Here is a 15893-nt window from a genome sequence, read left to right on the forward strand (position 1 = left end):
GATAAAAGATGCTTAGAAATATTATTACTGGTAGTAAAACAGTTGAAATTTATAGAGTCGCAAATGATATTAAACGTGGTTCTGTAGTAACAAAAAATTTGAATACAAAGAAAGCAGATGCTGCAGATGGTGAAGGTGTTCAAATTTACTTCTTAGACAAAGATAGTCAACCACTAGGACATCTGAGTGATGTTGAGATTTCTGGCTATGATCAATCCATAGACGTTGTAAAAGCAGATGAACTAGCTATTCTTGTTAAACCTGCCTTGGGTACACAGTGGGGAACAGATCAAGTCAATGGTGACTTTGCTGTTGGTGACTATGCAATTGCAGGAACTGGAGCTAATAAAGGAAAACTCACCAAAGCTGCTAGTGGCAAAGTATCTACACTTAAATATATTGGGTCTTATGATGATAATGGTCATGTACTACAAGTATTTGAAGTCGTTAATCCATTCACAGTAGTTTAATAATAAATCAATATGTAGACTTTAGGAGGAAAATATATAAAATGAGCAAACTATATAACATTGAAGTATCTAGCATGATCCAAGAAAAAAATATCATCGAGCTCTCGGAGCGCTATAAAACTAATACAATTGACACGAGTGACAAAGAAATGATTGAAGTTCTAGATGCTTTCGCTAAAGAAGTTGGTACTTCTGGAAAAAGTCATGATAATAACTTCGTAATGAGCGAACTCATCAAAAAAACAGTGGAACCACTAGTATTCCAGCCCGAAACAAGCATTCTTTCTAATGTCTTTAACATGGGTTCGATTGGTGAATTTGATGAATCCATGTATACTGGTCTACCAAAAAACACAATTAAAGTTTATGATGCAAATCGTGGTGGTAACGTTCCTAAAAGTTATGTAGATCCATCCGTCTTCAACCCTATTAAAACAGCTTTGCAGGTTGAAACTGAACTAAGTTACTCTGACCTTCGTAGGAACGGTTGGAAGTCTATTGCAAAAATGACTGAACTTACTCGTGAGGCATTTGAGCAAGAAATGTTTTATCGGTTGTTCGCAGGTGTTGATGCTGCACTAGATGCACTGTCTGGTGGAGATCAAGTAATTGACTCTGGTTCTGGTTTGACACAAGCAAACGCTGATACTCTGGCTCGTTACCTTCGTGACATGTCCGAAGGTAATCCATTCATGGTTGGATTGTCTAAGTACATCGATGGATTTGCAAGAATGAGTGGCTATGAAACTTATCTAAGTAATGAAATGAAAAACGAATTGAACCGTGTTGGACGTTTGGCTTTGTTTGATGGGGTTGCACTCTCTTCCATTCCTACTGCGAAAAAGACAGCAAAAGGTCATACCCTTGTACCTGATAAACGTATTTTTGGTATTGCAGGTGTAATTGGAGATGCACAAATGCGTGGAGAGATGCGTCTATATGAGACTTATGACAATAATGCAGAAAAAGTTGATTTGAAATTCACTGGATACGACTTCGACTACGCAATCTACTACCTCGATAAAATTGCACGTATCTCGTTTACTTAAAAAATATAGAATGAGAAGATAAAATTTAACTTATCTTCTCATTCTTCTCAAACAATATAAATTAGGGGAGAAATTTTATATATGAGTATCGATTTGCTAAATGGAAAAATTAGAGTTTATAATTACGAACGGTCTCCTGTCGGATTTCCTAGTCAACACAATCAACAAGGAGTGTTTCTTAGAGGTAGAGATGATGATGAAGATTTTGTTGTTGAAAGAGCCGCATTTGATGATGTCGAAGCAGAGAACTCTAAATCAGATTTATTTAAGGTGGGTCGAGTTCGTTTTCACCCTGATGAAGAAGATGAAGTTTACTTGAAATTAGGGATTGAAGATAAAGAGAACATTTTGACTGATAAACAATTAACTGAACTGTTAATGACTGATACCATCGAAAATGTTAAAAGAATTTGTAGTCTGAAATCCATCACACTTGTTTCTCGAATGAAATCAATGTTATTTACAATGGAAAGAGCAGGTAAGATTCCGCCTCCTCGAATTATTTCTACAGTAATTGAAAGAGGAAATGAATTAATTAGTGGTGGGAAGCGAAATCCAAATAGCGAAATTAATAAGATCCTTCAAGCCGAAAAGAAGGCTAATGATGAAAGTAAACTTAAAGAAACATTAGATAATTTACAAAGAGAAGTTGAAAACCTGAGAAAAGAAAAAGAAGAAGAAGCTAAAAATAAGGATGCTTTGCTTGCAAAATCTCAATCAGCAATTGAAGAATTACTAAAAAAGGTTGAAGAATTATCTAAACCAAAAGCAGGAAGACCTCCTAGAAATGAATAGGTGATAATCATTGGGAACCTCTTTTAAACCTATTTTCGATAAATTCATAAAAAAACTCAAGAATGATGATCAGTTTTTTTCATACAAAGATATGCCTGATAGTGAAATTGAGGAGATGGTGCAAAGCCATTTAAATAGTCTGTTAGATCGAGGTGTTTCTTATATTTATAAGTTTGGAAACCCTGATATTGACTTATACTCTAGAGATGAGGAACTTCAGGTATTTGAGGAAGACTTGGTGAATCAAGAGATTGATTTACTTGCAGACTTAATGTACATGTCTTATGTTCAAGAGCAGAGAAACAGAATTAAAACCTTTGGTATTACTTATAAGTCCTCTGAACTTAACGTTTTTTCCCCAGCAAACGAAAGAAAATCCACTCTTGAAATGATAAAAACTATTGAAGATGCTTCTGACAGTGCTGTTCAAAACTATCTTGCTCGCGACAGGCAGACTTGGAACTACAAAAGTATCTATGGAAGTGTTTAGAAATGAATATTTTGGAGATTAAAAATTACAAAAGATTCGTTGAGAATGGAGAATATAATAATTCTTTAGTCGAAAAATTATCAGACAGATATAGTCAACAAGAACAAGAAAGTATCTCGCACTTTGATATACTTATAAACTCTACACGAGCAAATACTATATACAAGAATGGCATTTCCTATAAGTGTATTATTGATTTCGGTAATCTCCCTAAAAAAAACAGTCTAAATAGTTCCTACAATAGAGAGATTTTGACTAAACATAGTGATGGTATTAATTCTGGTGATATTGTTGAATTTGAAAATAAATACACTAGGAACAAAGAAATATATATGCTTTTAAGAACAGTTGAGACTAGAGATGGTTATGATCTTAGTATTATGCAAAGTATCTTAGGAACAATAAAATGGATAGATAATACTGATATTATACGTGAAACCCCATTTACTTATCGCCTTGATTTTTATCGTGGTGCTGGAGTGATCGATGATAAGGTGCTTTCTATGCCATCTGAGAAACGATATATTTATGTTCAAAAAAACGAAGATACATTGAGATTAAGTAAAGGAAAGCGATTCATTTTTGACGGAAGACCATGGAAATTGACCGCAATAGATAGTCTTTTGTCAGGATTAATCTATTTTGAACTCGAAGAAGATGAGTATAACTCCGCAAAAGACAGTTTAGATCTAAGAATTGCTGATTATAACGATAATGTAGCTGATTACTCAGTCACAATTTTGAATGGAAACTATGTGTCGTTTGAGAAAACACAAACACTTCAACTTAATGTAGAAGTAAAAAATCGTGGTATTATAGTAAGTAATCCTCTTTTGTCCTATTTCGTTAGTGATATGACAATAGCCACAATCAGCGAATCAGGTCTTATTATTCCACATAAACAAGGGCATCTCTATGTTTCAGTCACTTATAAAAATGTCTCCACTCAAATCGAAATCAATATCACTGAAACATTAACACACAACTACACTGTTGAAATTCTTGGTGAGTCTGCGCTAAAGGTTAAATCATCAAAAATGTACACTTGTGTATTCAGACGAAATGGGGAGGCTATTCCTTATAAAAGCATCTTCTCATTAACTTCAGATGATGGTATATCCCATTCTGACTTGGCAGTAATTACAAGTCAGGATGAAGCAAGTAATACTTGCATGATTAAGGCTGGTGAAAAAACAGGCTATATCTGGCTTCATGTTAGGAATGAAAACGAGCTGATTAAAAATAAGATAAGAATTCAAATTAAGCCATTATATTAAGGGAGGCAGCATATACATGGGACAAGCCATTGTAAAAGTAAGTGAACTTGGAGTAGATAGTTTTATTTCAGGCACTAATAATAACTATCTCGTATTCAAGAAAATTCCATATGCTAAACAAAGCAGCAGTGGAATTGATAATGTTTATAGTTTTAATGGAATAACTGCAACAGAAATTATTGATGCAGACCTAGATGTAACTTTAACTGGCAGCGATTATGCATTTTCTGTTGGTACAGATAACCAAATTAAACTTGCCTTTGCTAAAACCCTCCATCCAACTAAAGCATCTGCACTCGATGCACTAAAAAATGCTGACGTTACTTATGTTCAAGGTAATTTGAAATCAGATGGAAGCAATTTCACATTAATTGTTCGTAATAGTCTAGGTGAAGAAGTTCATCGAACAACACCCGTAACATTGGATCAGATCACAAAAATCATCTCTACATTTGTTGATACGCGTGATGTTGAAGCTGATGGTACAGTTGAGTTTAAAGTGTTGAAAAATTACATAAATTCGTGATTTTAAGAAGGTGATTTTTTGGCCCGACTACAGGAACTAAATGAGTATAAATTTACAATTATCAACCGACTGTTAGAGTCCGAAGATTTATGCAAGGCACTACACTATGCTGATACTGACTTTCGAAATAAAGAAACTATTGCAGATCCAAGTAGCCTAGTATATACAAATATTTTTCCACATCGATTCATTCCTGATCTTAATGAGACTAAACAAACATACATAACTGTACATTTTAGAAGATTTCAACTAGCAAATAATGGCTTCAAGAATGGGCTAATATGTATTAATATCTTTACACATCGCGACCTATTTAAAACGGATTACGGATGTACACGTATTGATTATTTGTTAAACAAGATTGATGAATTATTCAATCAAAAAAGAGGAGTCGGAATAGGAAAATTGGAATTTCACGAAATGGATGAGATCGCTATAAATGATAAGTATCAGGGTGCTTTTATATGTTACAAACCAATTGACTTTAATTAGGTGACATTATGACAGATCGACTTGGTAATTTTCTCGGCCTTCCATCTGAGATTAATAATGTAAAACTCTACTCTCCTACTATAGATAGTATCGGTAAGATTGGGGAAGTAAAATATAATGTTTATTTAACATTAGCTTCTTTTAATAAAGAAAGTATCCTCAAAAATATATTTGGAGTTTCAGATGAGAATTATTTAAGCATAAAAAACGAAAATTCCTTCGATGTTCTTACATCGATTCCAACAGTCGTGAATGCAACGAAAGAGGCAATATCATTTTTTTCAAAATGTGAAATTGATTTCGATCATATTTCCTCTTCATACATTTCTAGTGGCAGCCCCATTATCACCAAAGAAAATTATTGTGAATTTTCAAAAATCATTAAAAGATTAAATGGGATAAACGAAGAAGATGCTTCCATAAAATATAAGAATGAAAAGACAAAGATGTTGCATGAAAAACTTCTCAAGTTAAGAGCAAAGTACAAAAAGAATGAAAACGAATCATTAGATTTAAAGGATTTGTTATCAATTCTATGCAATGCAGATGGTAATGGAATAAATATATTCAATGTTGGCAATCTGACGATTTATCAAGTTTATGAACACTTTGAAAGATTAAACATTAAAGAGCAACACACTAGATTGTTAAAGGTTTGGGCTAATGGATATCTCGGGAAGGATGACAAGTTGCCAGAATGGATTATAAAAAGCAAGTTATAAATAAAGGAGGAAATATTCAATGGCACTTCAATTAGGACGTTATGGTTCTAGAGAAATCATGGATTTTCAAATTTTCAATTTTAGTACAAAAAAACCAATTATGACAATGGACTATGCTACTTCTGCACAAACTGAAAATACAGCAGAAACAGTGTATGCACGTGGCGGAAGCGGCAACCCTCGTCGAATCGCTTGGCACGGCGATAAGCAAACAACCATTACTGTTGAGACACAGATTTTCACTATGCAGCATCTTGCTTTGCTTGCAGGAGAAGACATTTCTTCTGGCAACAACGAGATTTACAAAAGTGAAATTGCTACTGTAGAAGATGGTGGCTCTGGCAAGAAAACTGTAAAACTTAAAAAAACTCCTGTTGGTCAAACGGCTGATGTTGCAGTCTTTTCTTATGTAAAAGGTATCTTAGGTGCATCTCATGAAGTCGAAGCAATTTCTAATAATGAACTTACGCTTGTTAGTACAGCAACTGCTAAAGTTGGAGAGGAAGTTCAAGTTTATTATAGATGGCAAGCTACTAGTTCGCATAAACTTTCCTTTACTACAAAAGGGTTTCCTCCTTATGTGTTTATGGTTGGTGATACTGTATATGCTGATGAGATTGCGGGCGAAATGGTATCGTCTCAATTGAAATACTACAAGGCAAAGTTACAACCGAACTTTACAGTTAGTAATTCCCCAACGGGCGATCCATCATCGCTAAGTCTTGTGTTCGATGTATTCCCTGTAAAGGTAGACGGTGTAGATACTTTGTATGACATGATTATGTATGAGGATGAGTAATACAACAATTGGCAGGAGATTGTCTTCTGCCTTCTCATCTTGAGATGCTCTATTATAGGGCTTTTGAATATGGGAACAAAATATATTTAAGGAGAATAACCATGGGACAACTAACAATTTCCTCTATTAATAAAGCACACACTAAAGAATTTAATGTTCAAGAAAAAGTTTTTCTAAAAAATGGTGATCATATATTAATTCAAAAGAAATTTAAGAGAACCAGTATTCAAAGATTAATACTTGATTATCAAGATATTTTGGACCAATTGCGTAAAAAAGAGATTACTATGGAAGTCGTCAAAGACATTACATTTATTTACTATATGCTACTTCTTCGACATTTCACAAATTTATCAAATATACCAAGCGATATTGAAAAAATGGTAATTGTTTGCGAGAAACTTATCGATTTGGACTTGCTGGATGAAATTATGGGGCATTTCCTAGAAACTGAATTAGAGAAGGTGCAAAATATGATTAAACAAGTTAGTGACAATAGTCATTTAATAAGTGATCAGATGAGAGAGATATTTTCTCATGCAATAATTCAAGAAACTGTTTATGGTGAAGAAGTTGAACTTTAATAGCCTTAATGATTTATTCAAACATATTGAACATAAAATTAGTAATACTTTAAAAGATAATGTGGCGAAAACTGTAAAAGATCAACTTCATCGAGTAATTGAAGATGTAACTTATGAACAATATACTCCATCTCAATATATAAGAACTCATGAACTAAGTGATATATCAAATATGGAAGTTAGTGTAATTAATAATAACACAATTCAAATTATTAGTACGAGGCATGATGGTAACACAGACATTGCTAGGGTGATTGCTACAGGTATTGGATATCAATGGATGAATTCTGCTATTGCACGAATGAAGCCACCATTAGAGAGAAACTTTTATGAGGACACAATGAACTTCCTATTGCTTAGTGGTAAACATATCGATGAATTTAAAAAAGGTATGCAATTAAGAGGAATAAAAGTGGATTAGTATTTCCATGGGAAGGTGAGCAAATGAACAAGAAAAAAATTGAAAAAAACACATTGAGAGAGCCAGCGGCGCGATTACCAGATATCACAGAGGATATGTGGCTCACGGTCAATGAAGATTATAGGAATTTGGTCGAGGAGTACTTATCAGTACAAGCCCATAGTGGTGAAACTAAAAAACAATACACAAGTTGTCTTAAACAGTTTGGATGGTATGTTGCAAATTCAATGAATAACAAAATGTTCTACAAATTAACAAAGCGTGATTTTCTACGTTATATTAGCTTTTTACGTGATACGAGAAAGATGTCATCTAGTGCAATTAGTTTAAGAAAAGCTTGTGTTTCAAGTTTATGTAATTATATTGAGAATGTAGTTGCTGAAGATGATGATAACTATAAGTCATTTAGGAATTTTACACGAGGACTTCCTGCAATCCCTAAAAACCGAGTCTACGATAAAATCAAGGTAACAAAAGATGAATACGATTATTTGATGCAAGTTTTAGAAAGCGATGAAAATTATCTGGGTATGGCATGGCTTGCAGTTGCATTTAGGGTTGGAGCTAGGAGATCTGAGATTATCCAATTTAAAAGTGAAATTATCAATTATGAAGTTCCAGACGGACAAAATTATGTTTTATCTCATCAGGTCAGAGGAAAAGGTAGAAGCACAGATGGCAAGATTCTTCAGTACATGATTCCACTTGATGTATTGCCCCATATTAAAAAGTGGCTAATTGTACGCGGCTACGATCATGAATATATCTTCACTTCTAAGTATGGTGGGTTAATTAATAAAGTCTCTTCTACTTGGGCAGATGATTTTTGCGCAAACACATTATCTGATATTTTAGGAAGAAGAATTAATGTTCATATATTTAAGAATTCTTGTATTACATATTTACTTGAAAGTGGAATTGAAATTTCCTTAGTCTCGAAATTCGTTGCTCACCATGAAAATATTTCAACTACATCTATTTATGATCTTCGTGATTTTGAAGAAGAAAAGAACCAAATTTTCAATTAAATTCATTGTGCTGAAAGGAAACCGGTTATGAGGCTATATAATTATGAACTAGCATCATTTATAGAATTTCTAATCAAACTTAAACTGATTGATCAAAAAAGTCGTATGCGTTCAAGACTAGTAAATATGCTAAGAGAGAAATTCAAACTATTTCAAGAAGAGCATTATCAATTAATCAAGGAGTATTCCAACCTTGATAATAATGGGGAGCCTAAGATTATAGAAGTTAATGGTCAAAGACAGTTCGATGTTCATGATATTGAAGCATTTAATAGAGCATTTCAAGAACTTCAAAATGAAGAAGTCTGTATCGAACAAAACCAAGAAAATAAAAAAATGCTTTTGAGTGTGAAAGAATCCGTTTTATTTTGTGGACTTGAATTCGAGGGAGAAGAACAATTCACCTACGAAAGATATTGTGATATTGTCGATCAAGTTATCTATGTGCAAGAAAATTAACTTCTTTATTGAAACCAATCACATCTAACAGGTGTGATTACTTTTGTTAAAGAATATAAAACACACATTTTATAGGAAGATAGCCATCAGAGCTACTTCCTTTTTTTTATTTTAAAAAGGAGTGGTAATATGGCAGGAAATGACTTAAGAATATTAGTTTCGGCATCACTTAATGTTGGAAAAAGCATATCTGATTTAAACCAATCTATTCAAGCAATAGAAAAACATCCATCTCTTCGAAAAATTAAACTTAAAATTGATATTGACCAGACATTTACTAACTCGCTTATCAATTTCAAACATAGTATAGAGCAAGTAACTCTATTTATTAACAAGCAGAATACGACTATTTCAAATTCCACTCACTTTATTAATCAAGAGACTAAGGCTATAAATGAAGCTACAGTAGCACAAAAAAAATGGAATCAGGAAAAACAAAAAACTATAAGTGACGGAAGCGGAAATCCAGTAAGTGTTCAGTCTACTTTTGGTAATAACTTCAACAACAATAAACAAATTGTTGACTCAATGCCTGATGGATCTATCAGAAAGATAACAAATGTGGTCAATCAAAAAAAGGACTTGCAAGATGCTTTGAAAGCAGAAAAGGTTATGCTTGATGAAGCCTATAGAATGAATACTGAGTTTGATAAAAAAGCTGAAGTGTTGGACAAAGCGCATTATCAAGCTCTTAAAACGAATAAAGAAAGATCGGAAGCACAGGATAAATTGCATTACTTGGCTCTCAAACAAAACAGAGAGTTTGATTTAAAAGTACAACAAGAATATCAAAAACAAGCTGAAGCAATTGATAAGGCGCATTATCAAGCTTTAAAAACGGAAAAGGAAAAAAAGGAAGCATTAGACAAGCAGCATTTCCTTGCCATTCAACAAAACGCTAGGCGAGAAGACGAGTTTCTAAAACAAAAGGCCAATTTATCTTTAAAGATTTCTGATCTAAGAAGACGATTTGGTAATGATTTAAATATCACAAAGTCTTTGGATGTTGTTGAGTCTCAGCTTAAGCCCATTAATAGTATCGGTAACTATAAAAAGTCATTAGATGAAATAGGCCTAAGCATCAACAAGATTGGAACAGAAGCACGAACGAGCGGTAGTCATGTTACTGGAATGGGAGAAGCTTTTAATATCGCTATTTCAAGAACCCTTTTATGGGGTGTCGCAACTACTGCAATTTATGGCACAAAAAAAGCCATTGAAGAAATGATCAAAACTATAATTGAGCTTGATTCACAAATGATTCATCTAAAAAGAGTTATGGATGCTGACACAAACTTTGACCAGATGTTAATGGGTTCAATGAATATGGCAAATCAGTTAGGTCAAAAAGTAACTGATATTAATAAAGCACTCATAACTGCCGCTCAAGCTGGCTATAAAGCAAATGATGCTCTTGACATAACGAAAACTTCTGTTATTGCCTCCAATGTATCTGAAATGTCACCTGAACAGGCAATGAGCGACATGATTGCAGCAATGAAAGCATTTAACATTGAAGCAAAAGACTCTATCCAAATTGTTGATAAACTTAATGAGGTAGATAACAATTATTCAGTTAGCTCAAGAAATTTGGCTGACGCTGTTACACATGCAGGTGCTGCCGCAAAAACATATGGTGTTACCCTCGATGAATTGATTGGATATACAACAGCCATAGGTGAAGTCACCCGTGAGAGCGGTAGCGTAATCGGCAATATGGAAAAATCAGTATTTTCAAGATTGTATTCTCAAGCATCCATTAGCGCTCTTAAGGAAGTAAATGTTCAAGTCCTAGATATGAATGGTCAAAATAGAAAAGCATCGGAAATATTAAGTGATCTTGGCACAAGATGGAACTTTTTAACTTCTACTCAACAAGCAAACGTTGGTGTAACAGTTGCTGGTCGAAATCAATTGACACGTTTTTTGGCACTCATGAACAACTGGGATACTGCTACAAAAGCAACTCAAACGAGTATTAATTCCCAAGGTTCAGCAATGAGAGAAAATGAAGAGTATATGAAATCCATGCAAGCCCAGATTAATCAATTATCAACTGCATGGGAGCAACTTTCATATACAATGGGGCAATCTGGTGTCAAAAAGCTTTTTACAGATATTATATCTTCATTAACATCAATGACACAGGGATTTAATGAGTTCACAAAAGCGACAGATGGTTGGAATGTCAAACTGCCTATATTGGTAGGGGGCCTTTATGGACTTGTTAGAGCATTTCAAGTGTTACGGGTTGCTGCCAATGGGGCTAAACTTTCAATGGGATGGCTTGGAGTAGGATTAATCGCAGTTGATTTTCTTGCTTCAGCATTTATTGGATCAACTACAAAAGTTGAGACTAATACAGAGGCACTAATAGAAAATGCTAATGAGACAAAACACAATGCCGACGAACTGGAAAGGTTGGTTAACAAGTATAACAAACTTGGGCCTCAGGCAGAAGGAAATGCTGAGAAGCAAAAAGAATTGCACGAGGTACTAAAAAAAATAAATGATATTGCTCCACAACTAATTGATAACACATCTAAGTATGGCGAGGCAATGTCTGTTAACAGTGAGAGGGCTACTAGTTACATTGCAACATTAAAGGAAATGAATCAGGAGCAGTTGGCTCAAGCCAAGCAAGCAAATGATATACAACTAAATAAAGTTGCAACAGATCTAGAAGAAATACAGAACAAATTAAAAAACTTTGGGGACTCAATAAAAGATAAGTTTCAACAAATAAATGCGTTTGAAAGTTTATTTGATGTTCATTCTATTGAAAAAGCAACAACTGTTATTAATCAAAAAATAGAAGAATTAGGTAAGAAAGCTCAAGATGTGTATGATAAAGGTGACAAATCATCTGCTATGGGCTATCAAGAGCAGATTGATAAACTAAGAACACAGTTATTAGAATATAAAGAAGTTAAAAAAAAGTACGCAGCCGAACTTTCTAATTACTCAGAGATTGTTAATAACCAGAATGGATTAATCCAAGATCAAAAAGCTTTACTAAACCGAAAAAAAGCAATTGATGAGCAAATAAGTGGACAAAAAGAACTAGCCAACGCAACGAAAGCAAATACGGTAGTAATTGATGAGGAAACTGGCGAAGTTATAAATAATAGTAGCAGTTTAATTGATTTAATAAGTATTCAAAGAAAATTAGCAGACACCTATGAAAGCACATCTAACACTGTTCGACCATTGAATGATGCTATTGATAAGATGCAACAGGGACACTCATTAACCTCAAGCGAAGTGAGTGCGCTCCTCAAGAAATATCCAACCTTATTTGAAGCATTTAAATCAGAGAATGGGTATCTGAAAATCAATGTTGAAGCTCTCAAGTCTAAAAGAGACGCAGAAATTGCCAACATGAATGATACAATAAAATCTGAAACTAACCAACTCCGCACTTTAGAAGAAAGCACAATAGAAAAATTGAAATTATATGGAGTGCAAGTAGCAGCAATTGAATCAGTTTCACAAGCACAAAGCGAATTAACCAAAGCATTTGACACATATAATAACTTCGATTCTGACCATGAGATGGAAATGGTTAATAGAATGAATGATTTAGGTTCTGTGGTGAATGATACGATGCTAATTGCTAAAGCAAAAGATACAATTAAAGCACTTCAGAATGCTGCAAGTAATGGTTTCAGGTACGAAAATTCAATTAATACGCCAAAAGATAAAAAAGATGAACAGTTAAAAGAATCTCTAGCAGTCATTGAATTAGAAAAAGAAATTGTGAATAGTTTAAACGAGACTTACGAGGCTAGGCTAAGACTAATAAATATTCAAAAAAAGCAAGTTGATATCACAGAAAAGCAAAAAGATTATAATGGTGCGATTGAGAAAACTAATGAACTTATTACGAATCAAATTCAAGCTGTTAATGATTTATCTGCTGCTAATGGTGGAATCACCTCTAAGGCCGATGAAGCAAGAATGAACGCTATTAAGAACAAAGATATTCTGTCAGGTGTGAAACAAGCAAGTCCAAACTTTTCTTTGCCTGAAGATACTGAGGAGGCCAAACAATATGTAAGAGATTATTTTGATCTATGGTTTGACTCAAGCGGTAATGCATCTGAAGAATATAAAAAATTTATTAACACATTTGCTGAACGATCTCAACAAATCCATGATAACACCTCATTATCTGTCGAAGATCGTAATAAAGAAATTGAAGCGATAACTAAGCAAAAAACATTAGTTGAAAAGTTCTTTACAGTTCAGCAGGTTTATAAACAGGGTTGGGCAGAGAATATTAACAAGATTGATGAAATGACAACTGCCATTGACGCTTCGAAAGAATCACTCAATAAATTAAGAAAAGAAGCACAGGATATTAAGATCAGTGGCTTGGATAATCAAATAAAAGAAATTGAACGAACTCTTGAAACACTACCTGATTCTACGGCACAATATCGTGACGAACTTCAAAAAATAATTCAGCTAAATAGGGATAAGCAAAACGTTGAACATCAAGCTGCTGAAGGGGCACGAGCAAGAATCGCAAGTGGTGAGTTATCAGCAGAACAAATTGTATATGAAAATGAACTCATTCAATCTTTATCTAATTCGTGGTGGGAATATGAAAAAGTAATTCAGGATACATCATTTAAGAGGATTTCAAGCATCATCAATGAATCAGCTGAATCAGTGAAGAAGTTCGACGATCAGATATCAATTTCTAAGGAACGATTGGGTTTATTGAAAGAAGAATCACAGGAGTACTCAGAAGAACTTCAGAAACAAATAAAACTACTTGAAGATAAACTTAATGCCGAAATAGCACATGAACATGTCGTTCGTAAACAAATGGATTCAGCAGATTTAACAGAACAAAAGTGGAATGAGTTAAACCAACAACTGAAACAATCTGTACTTGCTCAAATTGAAATAGCTACATCAATTAAATCCACGAACCAATCTCTACAAGATCAACTAAAAACCCTTGCTGACAATGTTATCGATATATATAAAGAAATGTATCAAAAGCAAAAAGATGTGGCTGTGAAAGGGATTGAGGATGAGTTAAAGGCTCTTGAGAAAGCCCATAAAACTAAAGTTGATCTGCTCGATGATGAAATGAAGAAATATGATGATCTCATTCAAGCTAAATTGAAGTCTCTTGATGAGACAGCAAATGAAGAGGATTATCAAAAACAACTCTCTAAGTTAACTAAAGAACGAGACGAAATCCAAAAGGAAATTGATAAGCGAAAACTTGACACTTCACTTGAGGGAAAAGCAAGAACTGCCGAATTGTTAAAAGAACTGCAGGAAAAAAATGACGAAATTGATGATTTTCAAACAAAGAACTTGCGGGAAACGTCGAAGAAGACACTGCAGGATCAGCTTGAAGAAAAGCAGAATAATGTCGATGCCCAAAAGCAAATTGAAGATAAGGCTTATGAAAATGAAAAAGATCGTTTAGATAAAATTAAAGAGGCAACAGAAAAACACTTCGACGATCTTATTCAAGATGAAACTAAATTTGAGAAGATAAGAGAAGAAATCCGTAAAGGAAACATCTCCAGAGCAATTAGTGATTTAAATGGATTCAAGGATTTTGTTTTGATAAACTCTGAGATTATGGGAAATGGTCTATCCAACACACTCATTGATAAAATATCAAAAATCTCAACAAAATTGCAAGATGTTTCACCTATTGTTGTATCTCAGTTTGAACTAATGTCTAATCAGTTAAATGATACCATGATTTCCAAAGTGGATGAGTTAATTAGTAAATTTAAGGACTTAGACAACTTGAAGTTTGGGAACTTGGCAACTTCCTTGACTGACATAAGTAAGACCGTTGAAGAAATGAAGAAAAACAGCATTGATTGGTATTCTGCAAGTCCAGATGCGCAAAAAGCATTGGAGAAAAAGAATCAGGAACTGGGGATTTCGATAGGTGCAAGTAAGGATAAAAACGGCGAATGGAGCAAGGATGGTAATCAACTTTATAACATCTACTATCAACCAACCAGTGATGAGTTGCCAAAAATTCAGAAAATGAAGGAGAACTCTGCTGCTTGGAGTTCTGCTGATTCAAACAGAAAAAAAGAATTGGAAGAAGCTAATCGGTGGATGGGTGAACAGATAGGAGCAACTTATAAAAATGGGACTTGGTTTAAAAATGACTTACCATTGTATCATAATGGGGGAATTGTAGGAGGTAAGGGCACTCCTATAATGGAAAAGCTTCATAAAATGTTGAACTTAGGTTCGGATGAACAACTTTCTATTTTAAAGCAAGGGGAATTGGTCATAAAAAATAATCCAATTGACATCATTAGCAACTTAATCAGCAAGATCAAACTTCCTGACTTTTCAAATTTATCCATGTCCCCTAATGTGGCAACTTCCGCAGGAGCGAACTATTACAGTTATAACTTTAGAATTGATAAGGTCGTTGGTGATAAAAAAGGTGCGACTGATTTTGTGGAACATGTATTCAATGATATGAAAAATAAGGGGAAGAGATAAATGAAAGAAGGAATTGATTTCTGCTATGATGGCCTGTATAGTGTAGATTTTGGTCTGATCAATTGTAAGATCGATAGTGGCTTTTTTGAAGAGCCTTTTCTATCCGAAAGAGAAATTAGCGAAATTAAAGTTAGGGGGAACGATAAGCCTTACTTTCAGGAGGTTATTCGCTCCCCTCTTGAATTTTCTTTGACGTTTGCATTTGAAGATTATTATGATGAGAAGAAAATCAGGGAAATTGCAAGATGGCTAGATCAACCCTATTACAAAC

The 15893-nt window shown here is 34.1% G+C and carries 15 protein-coding genes; all 15 read left to right on the top strand.

Features of this window, described 5'->3' with window-relative positions:
• Positions 1-8: 8 nt before the first annotated feature.
• The gene (locus ABEA66_RS35505; protein WP_345595165.1) at positions 9-470 is read left to right on the top strand and encodes a hypothetical protein; all 462 of its coding nucleotides are present in this window, start codon (positions 9-11) and stop codon (positions 468-470) included.
• 41 nt (positions 471-511) lie between these two features.
• Complete coding sequence (locus ABEA66_RS35510; protein WP_345595167.1) at positions 512-1519, top strand: hypothetical protein; 1008 nt, start codon at positions 512-514, stop codon at positions 1517-1519.
• An 81-nt stretch (positions 1520-1600) separates the two neighbouring features.
• Positions 1601-2314 (top strand): hypothetical protein, encoded by a 714-nt coding sequence (locus ABEA66_RS35515; RefSeq protein WP_345595170.1) that lies wholly within the window; start codon positions 1601-1603, stop codon positions 2312-2314.
• A gap of 10 nt (positions 2315-2324) precedes the next feature.
• Positions 2325-2804, top strand: a complete 480-nt coding sequence (locus tag ABEA66_RS35520) for a hypothetical protein (protein ID WP_345595172.1) — start codon at positions 2325-2327, stop codon at positions 2802-2804.
• Between the two features lie 2 nt (positions 2805-2806).
• Positions 2807-4081: a hypothetical protein gene (locus tag ABEA66_RS35525; RefSeq protein ID WP_345595174.1), complete on the top strand. Its 1275-nt coding sequence runs from the start codon at positions 2807-2809 to the stop codon at positions 4079-4081.
• Between the two features lie 16 nt (positions 4082-4097).
• Positions 4098-4607, top strand: coding sequence for a hypothetical protein (locus ABEA66_RS35530; RefSeq protein WP_345595176.1), 510 nt, complete (start codon positions 4098-4100; stop codon positions 4605-4607).
• Between the two features lie 18 nt (positions 4608-4625).
• Positions 4626-5099, top strand: coding sequence for a hypothetical protein (locus ABEA66_RS35535; RefSeq protein ID WP_345595178.1), 474 nt, complete (start codon positions 4626-4628; stop codon positions 5097-5099).
• Positions 5100-5107: 8 nt separating this feature from the next.
• Positions 5108-5821, top strand: a complete 714-nt coding sequence (locus tag ABEA66_RS35540; RefSeq protein WP_345595180.1) for a hypothetical protein — start codon at positions 5108-5110, stop codon at positions 5819-5821.
• Between the two features lie 19 nt (positions 5822-5840).
• Positions 5841-6620, top strand: a complete 780-nt coding sequence (locus ABEA66_RS35545) for a hypothetical protein (protein ID WP_345595182.1) — start codon at positions 5841-5843, stop codon at positions 6618-6620.
• Between the two features lie 101 nt (positions 6621-6721).
• Positions 6722-7204 carry a hypothetical protein gene (locus ABEA66_RS35550; RefSeq protein WP_345595184.1) on the top strand — a complete coding sequence of 161 codons (483 nt, stop codon included), beginning with the start codon at positions 6722-6724 and terminating at the stop codon, positions 7202-7204.
• Entirely contained in the window at positions 7182-7625 is a 444-nt protein-coding gene (locus ABEA66_RS35555; protein WP_345595186.1) for a hypothetical protein, read from the top strand. Before ABEA66_RS35550 ends, ABEA66_RS35555 begins: the two co-directional genes overlap by 23 nt.
• Before the next feature lie 23 nt (positions 7626-7648).
• Entirely contained in the window at positions 7649-8653 is a 1005-nt protein-coding gene (locus tag ABEA66_RS35560) for a tyrosine-type recombinase/integrase (protein WP_345595188.1), read from the top strand.
• A gap of 27 nt (positions 8654-8680) precedes the next feature.
• Positions 8681-9112 carry a hypothetical protein gene (locus ABEA66_RS35565; protein WP_345595190.1) on the top strand — a complete coding sequence of 144 codons (432 nt, stop codon included), beginning with the start codon at positions 8681-8683 and terminating at the stop codon, positions 9110-9112.
• A gap of 129 nt (positions 9113-9241) precedes the next feature.
• Positions 9242-15622 (top strand): phage tail tape measure protein, encoded by a 6381-nt coding sequence (locus ABEA66_RS35570; RefSeq protein ID WP_345595192.1) that lies wholly within the window; start codon positions 9242-9244, stop codon positions 15620-15622.
• On the top strand, positions 15623-15893 hold a 271-nt coding region (locus ABEA66_RS35575), incomplete at its 3' end, for a phage tail domain-containing protein (protein WP_345595194.1). It lies immediately after the preceding gene.

The organism is Paenibacillus vulneris (assembly GCF_039543185.1).
Classification (GTDB): Bacteria; Bacillota; Bacilli; order Paenibacillales; family NBRC-103111; genus Paenibacillus_S; species Paenibacillus_S vulneris.

Bases quoted from the DNA above. Each gene is read 5' to 3' on its own strand.
- ABEA66_RS35560 (WP_345595188.1), top strand. From the start codon at position 7,649: ATGAACAAGAAAAAAATTGAAAAAAACACATTGAGAGAGCCAGCGGCG.
- ABEA66_RS35550 (WP_345595184.1), top strand. From the start codon at position 6,722: ATGGGACAACTAACAATTTCCTCTATTAATAAAGCACACACTAAAGAA.
- ABEA66_RS35525 (WP_345595174.1), top strand. From the start codon at position 2,807: ATGAATATTTTGGAGATTAAAAATTACAAAAGATTCGTTGAGAATGGA.
- ABEA66_RS35505 (WP_345595165.1), top strand. From the start codon at position 9: ATGCTTAGAAATATTATTACTGGTAGTAAAACAGTTGAAATTTATAGA.
- ABEA66_RS35540 (WP_345595180.1), top strand. From the start codon at position 5,108: ATGACAGATCGACTTGGTAATTTTCTCGGCCTTCCATCTGAGATTAAT.
- ABEA66_RS35530 (WP_345595176.1), top strand. From the start codon at position 4,098: ATGGGACAAGCCATTGTAAAAGTAAGTGAACTTGGAGTAGATAGTTTT.
- ABEA66_RS35565 (WP_345595190.1), top strand. From the start codon at position 8,681: ATGAGGCTATATAATTATGAACTAGCATCATTTATAGAATTTCTAATC.
- ABEA66_RS35555 (WP_345595186.1), top strand. From the start codon at position 7,182: ATGGTGAAGAAGTTGAACTTTAATAGCCTTAATGATTTATTCAAACAT.
- ABEA66_RS35515 (WP_345595170.1), top strand. From the start codon at position 1,601: ATGAGTATCGATTTGCTAAATGGAAAAATTAGAGTTTATAATTACGAA.
- ABEA66_RS35545 (WP_345595182.1), top strand. From the start codon at position 5,841: ATGGCACTTCAATTAGGACGTTATGGTTCTAGAGAAATCATGGATTTT.
- ABEA66_RS35510 (WP_345595167.1), top strand. From the start codon at position 512: ATGAGCAAACTATATAACATTGAAGTATCTAGCATGATCCAAGAAAAA.
- ABEA66_RS35570 (WP_345595192.1), top strand. From the start codon at position 9,242: ATGGCAGGAAATGACTTAAGAATATTAGTTTCGGCATCACTTAATGTT.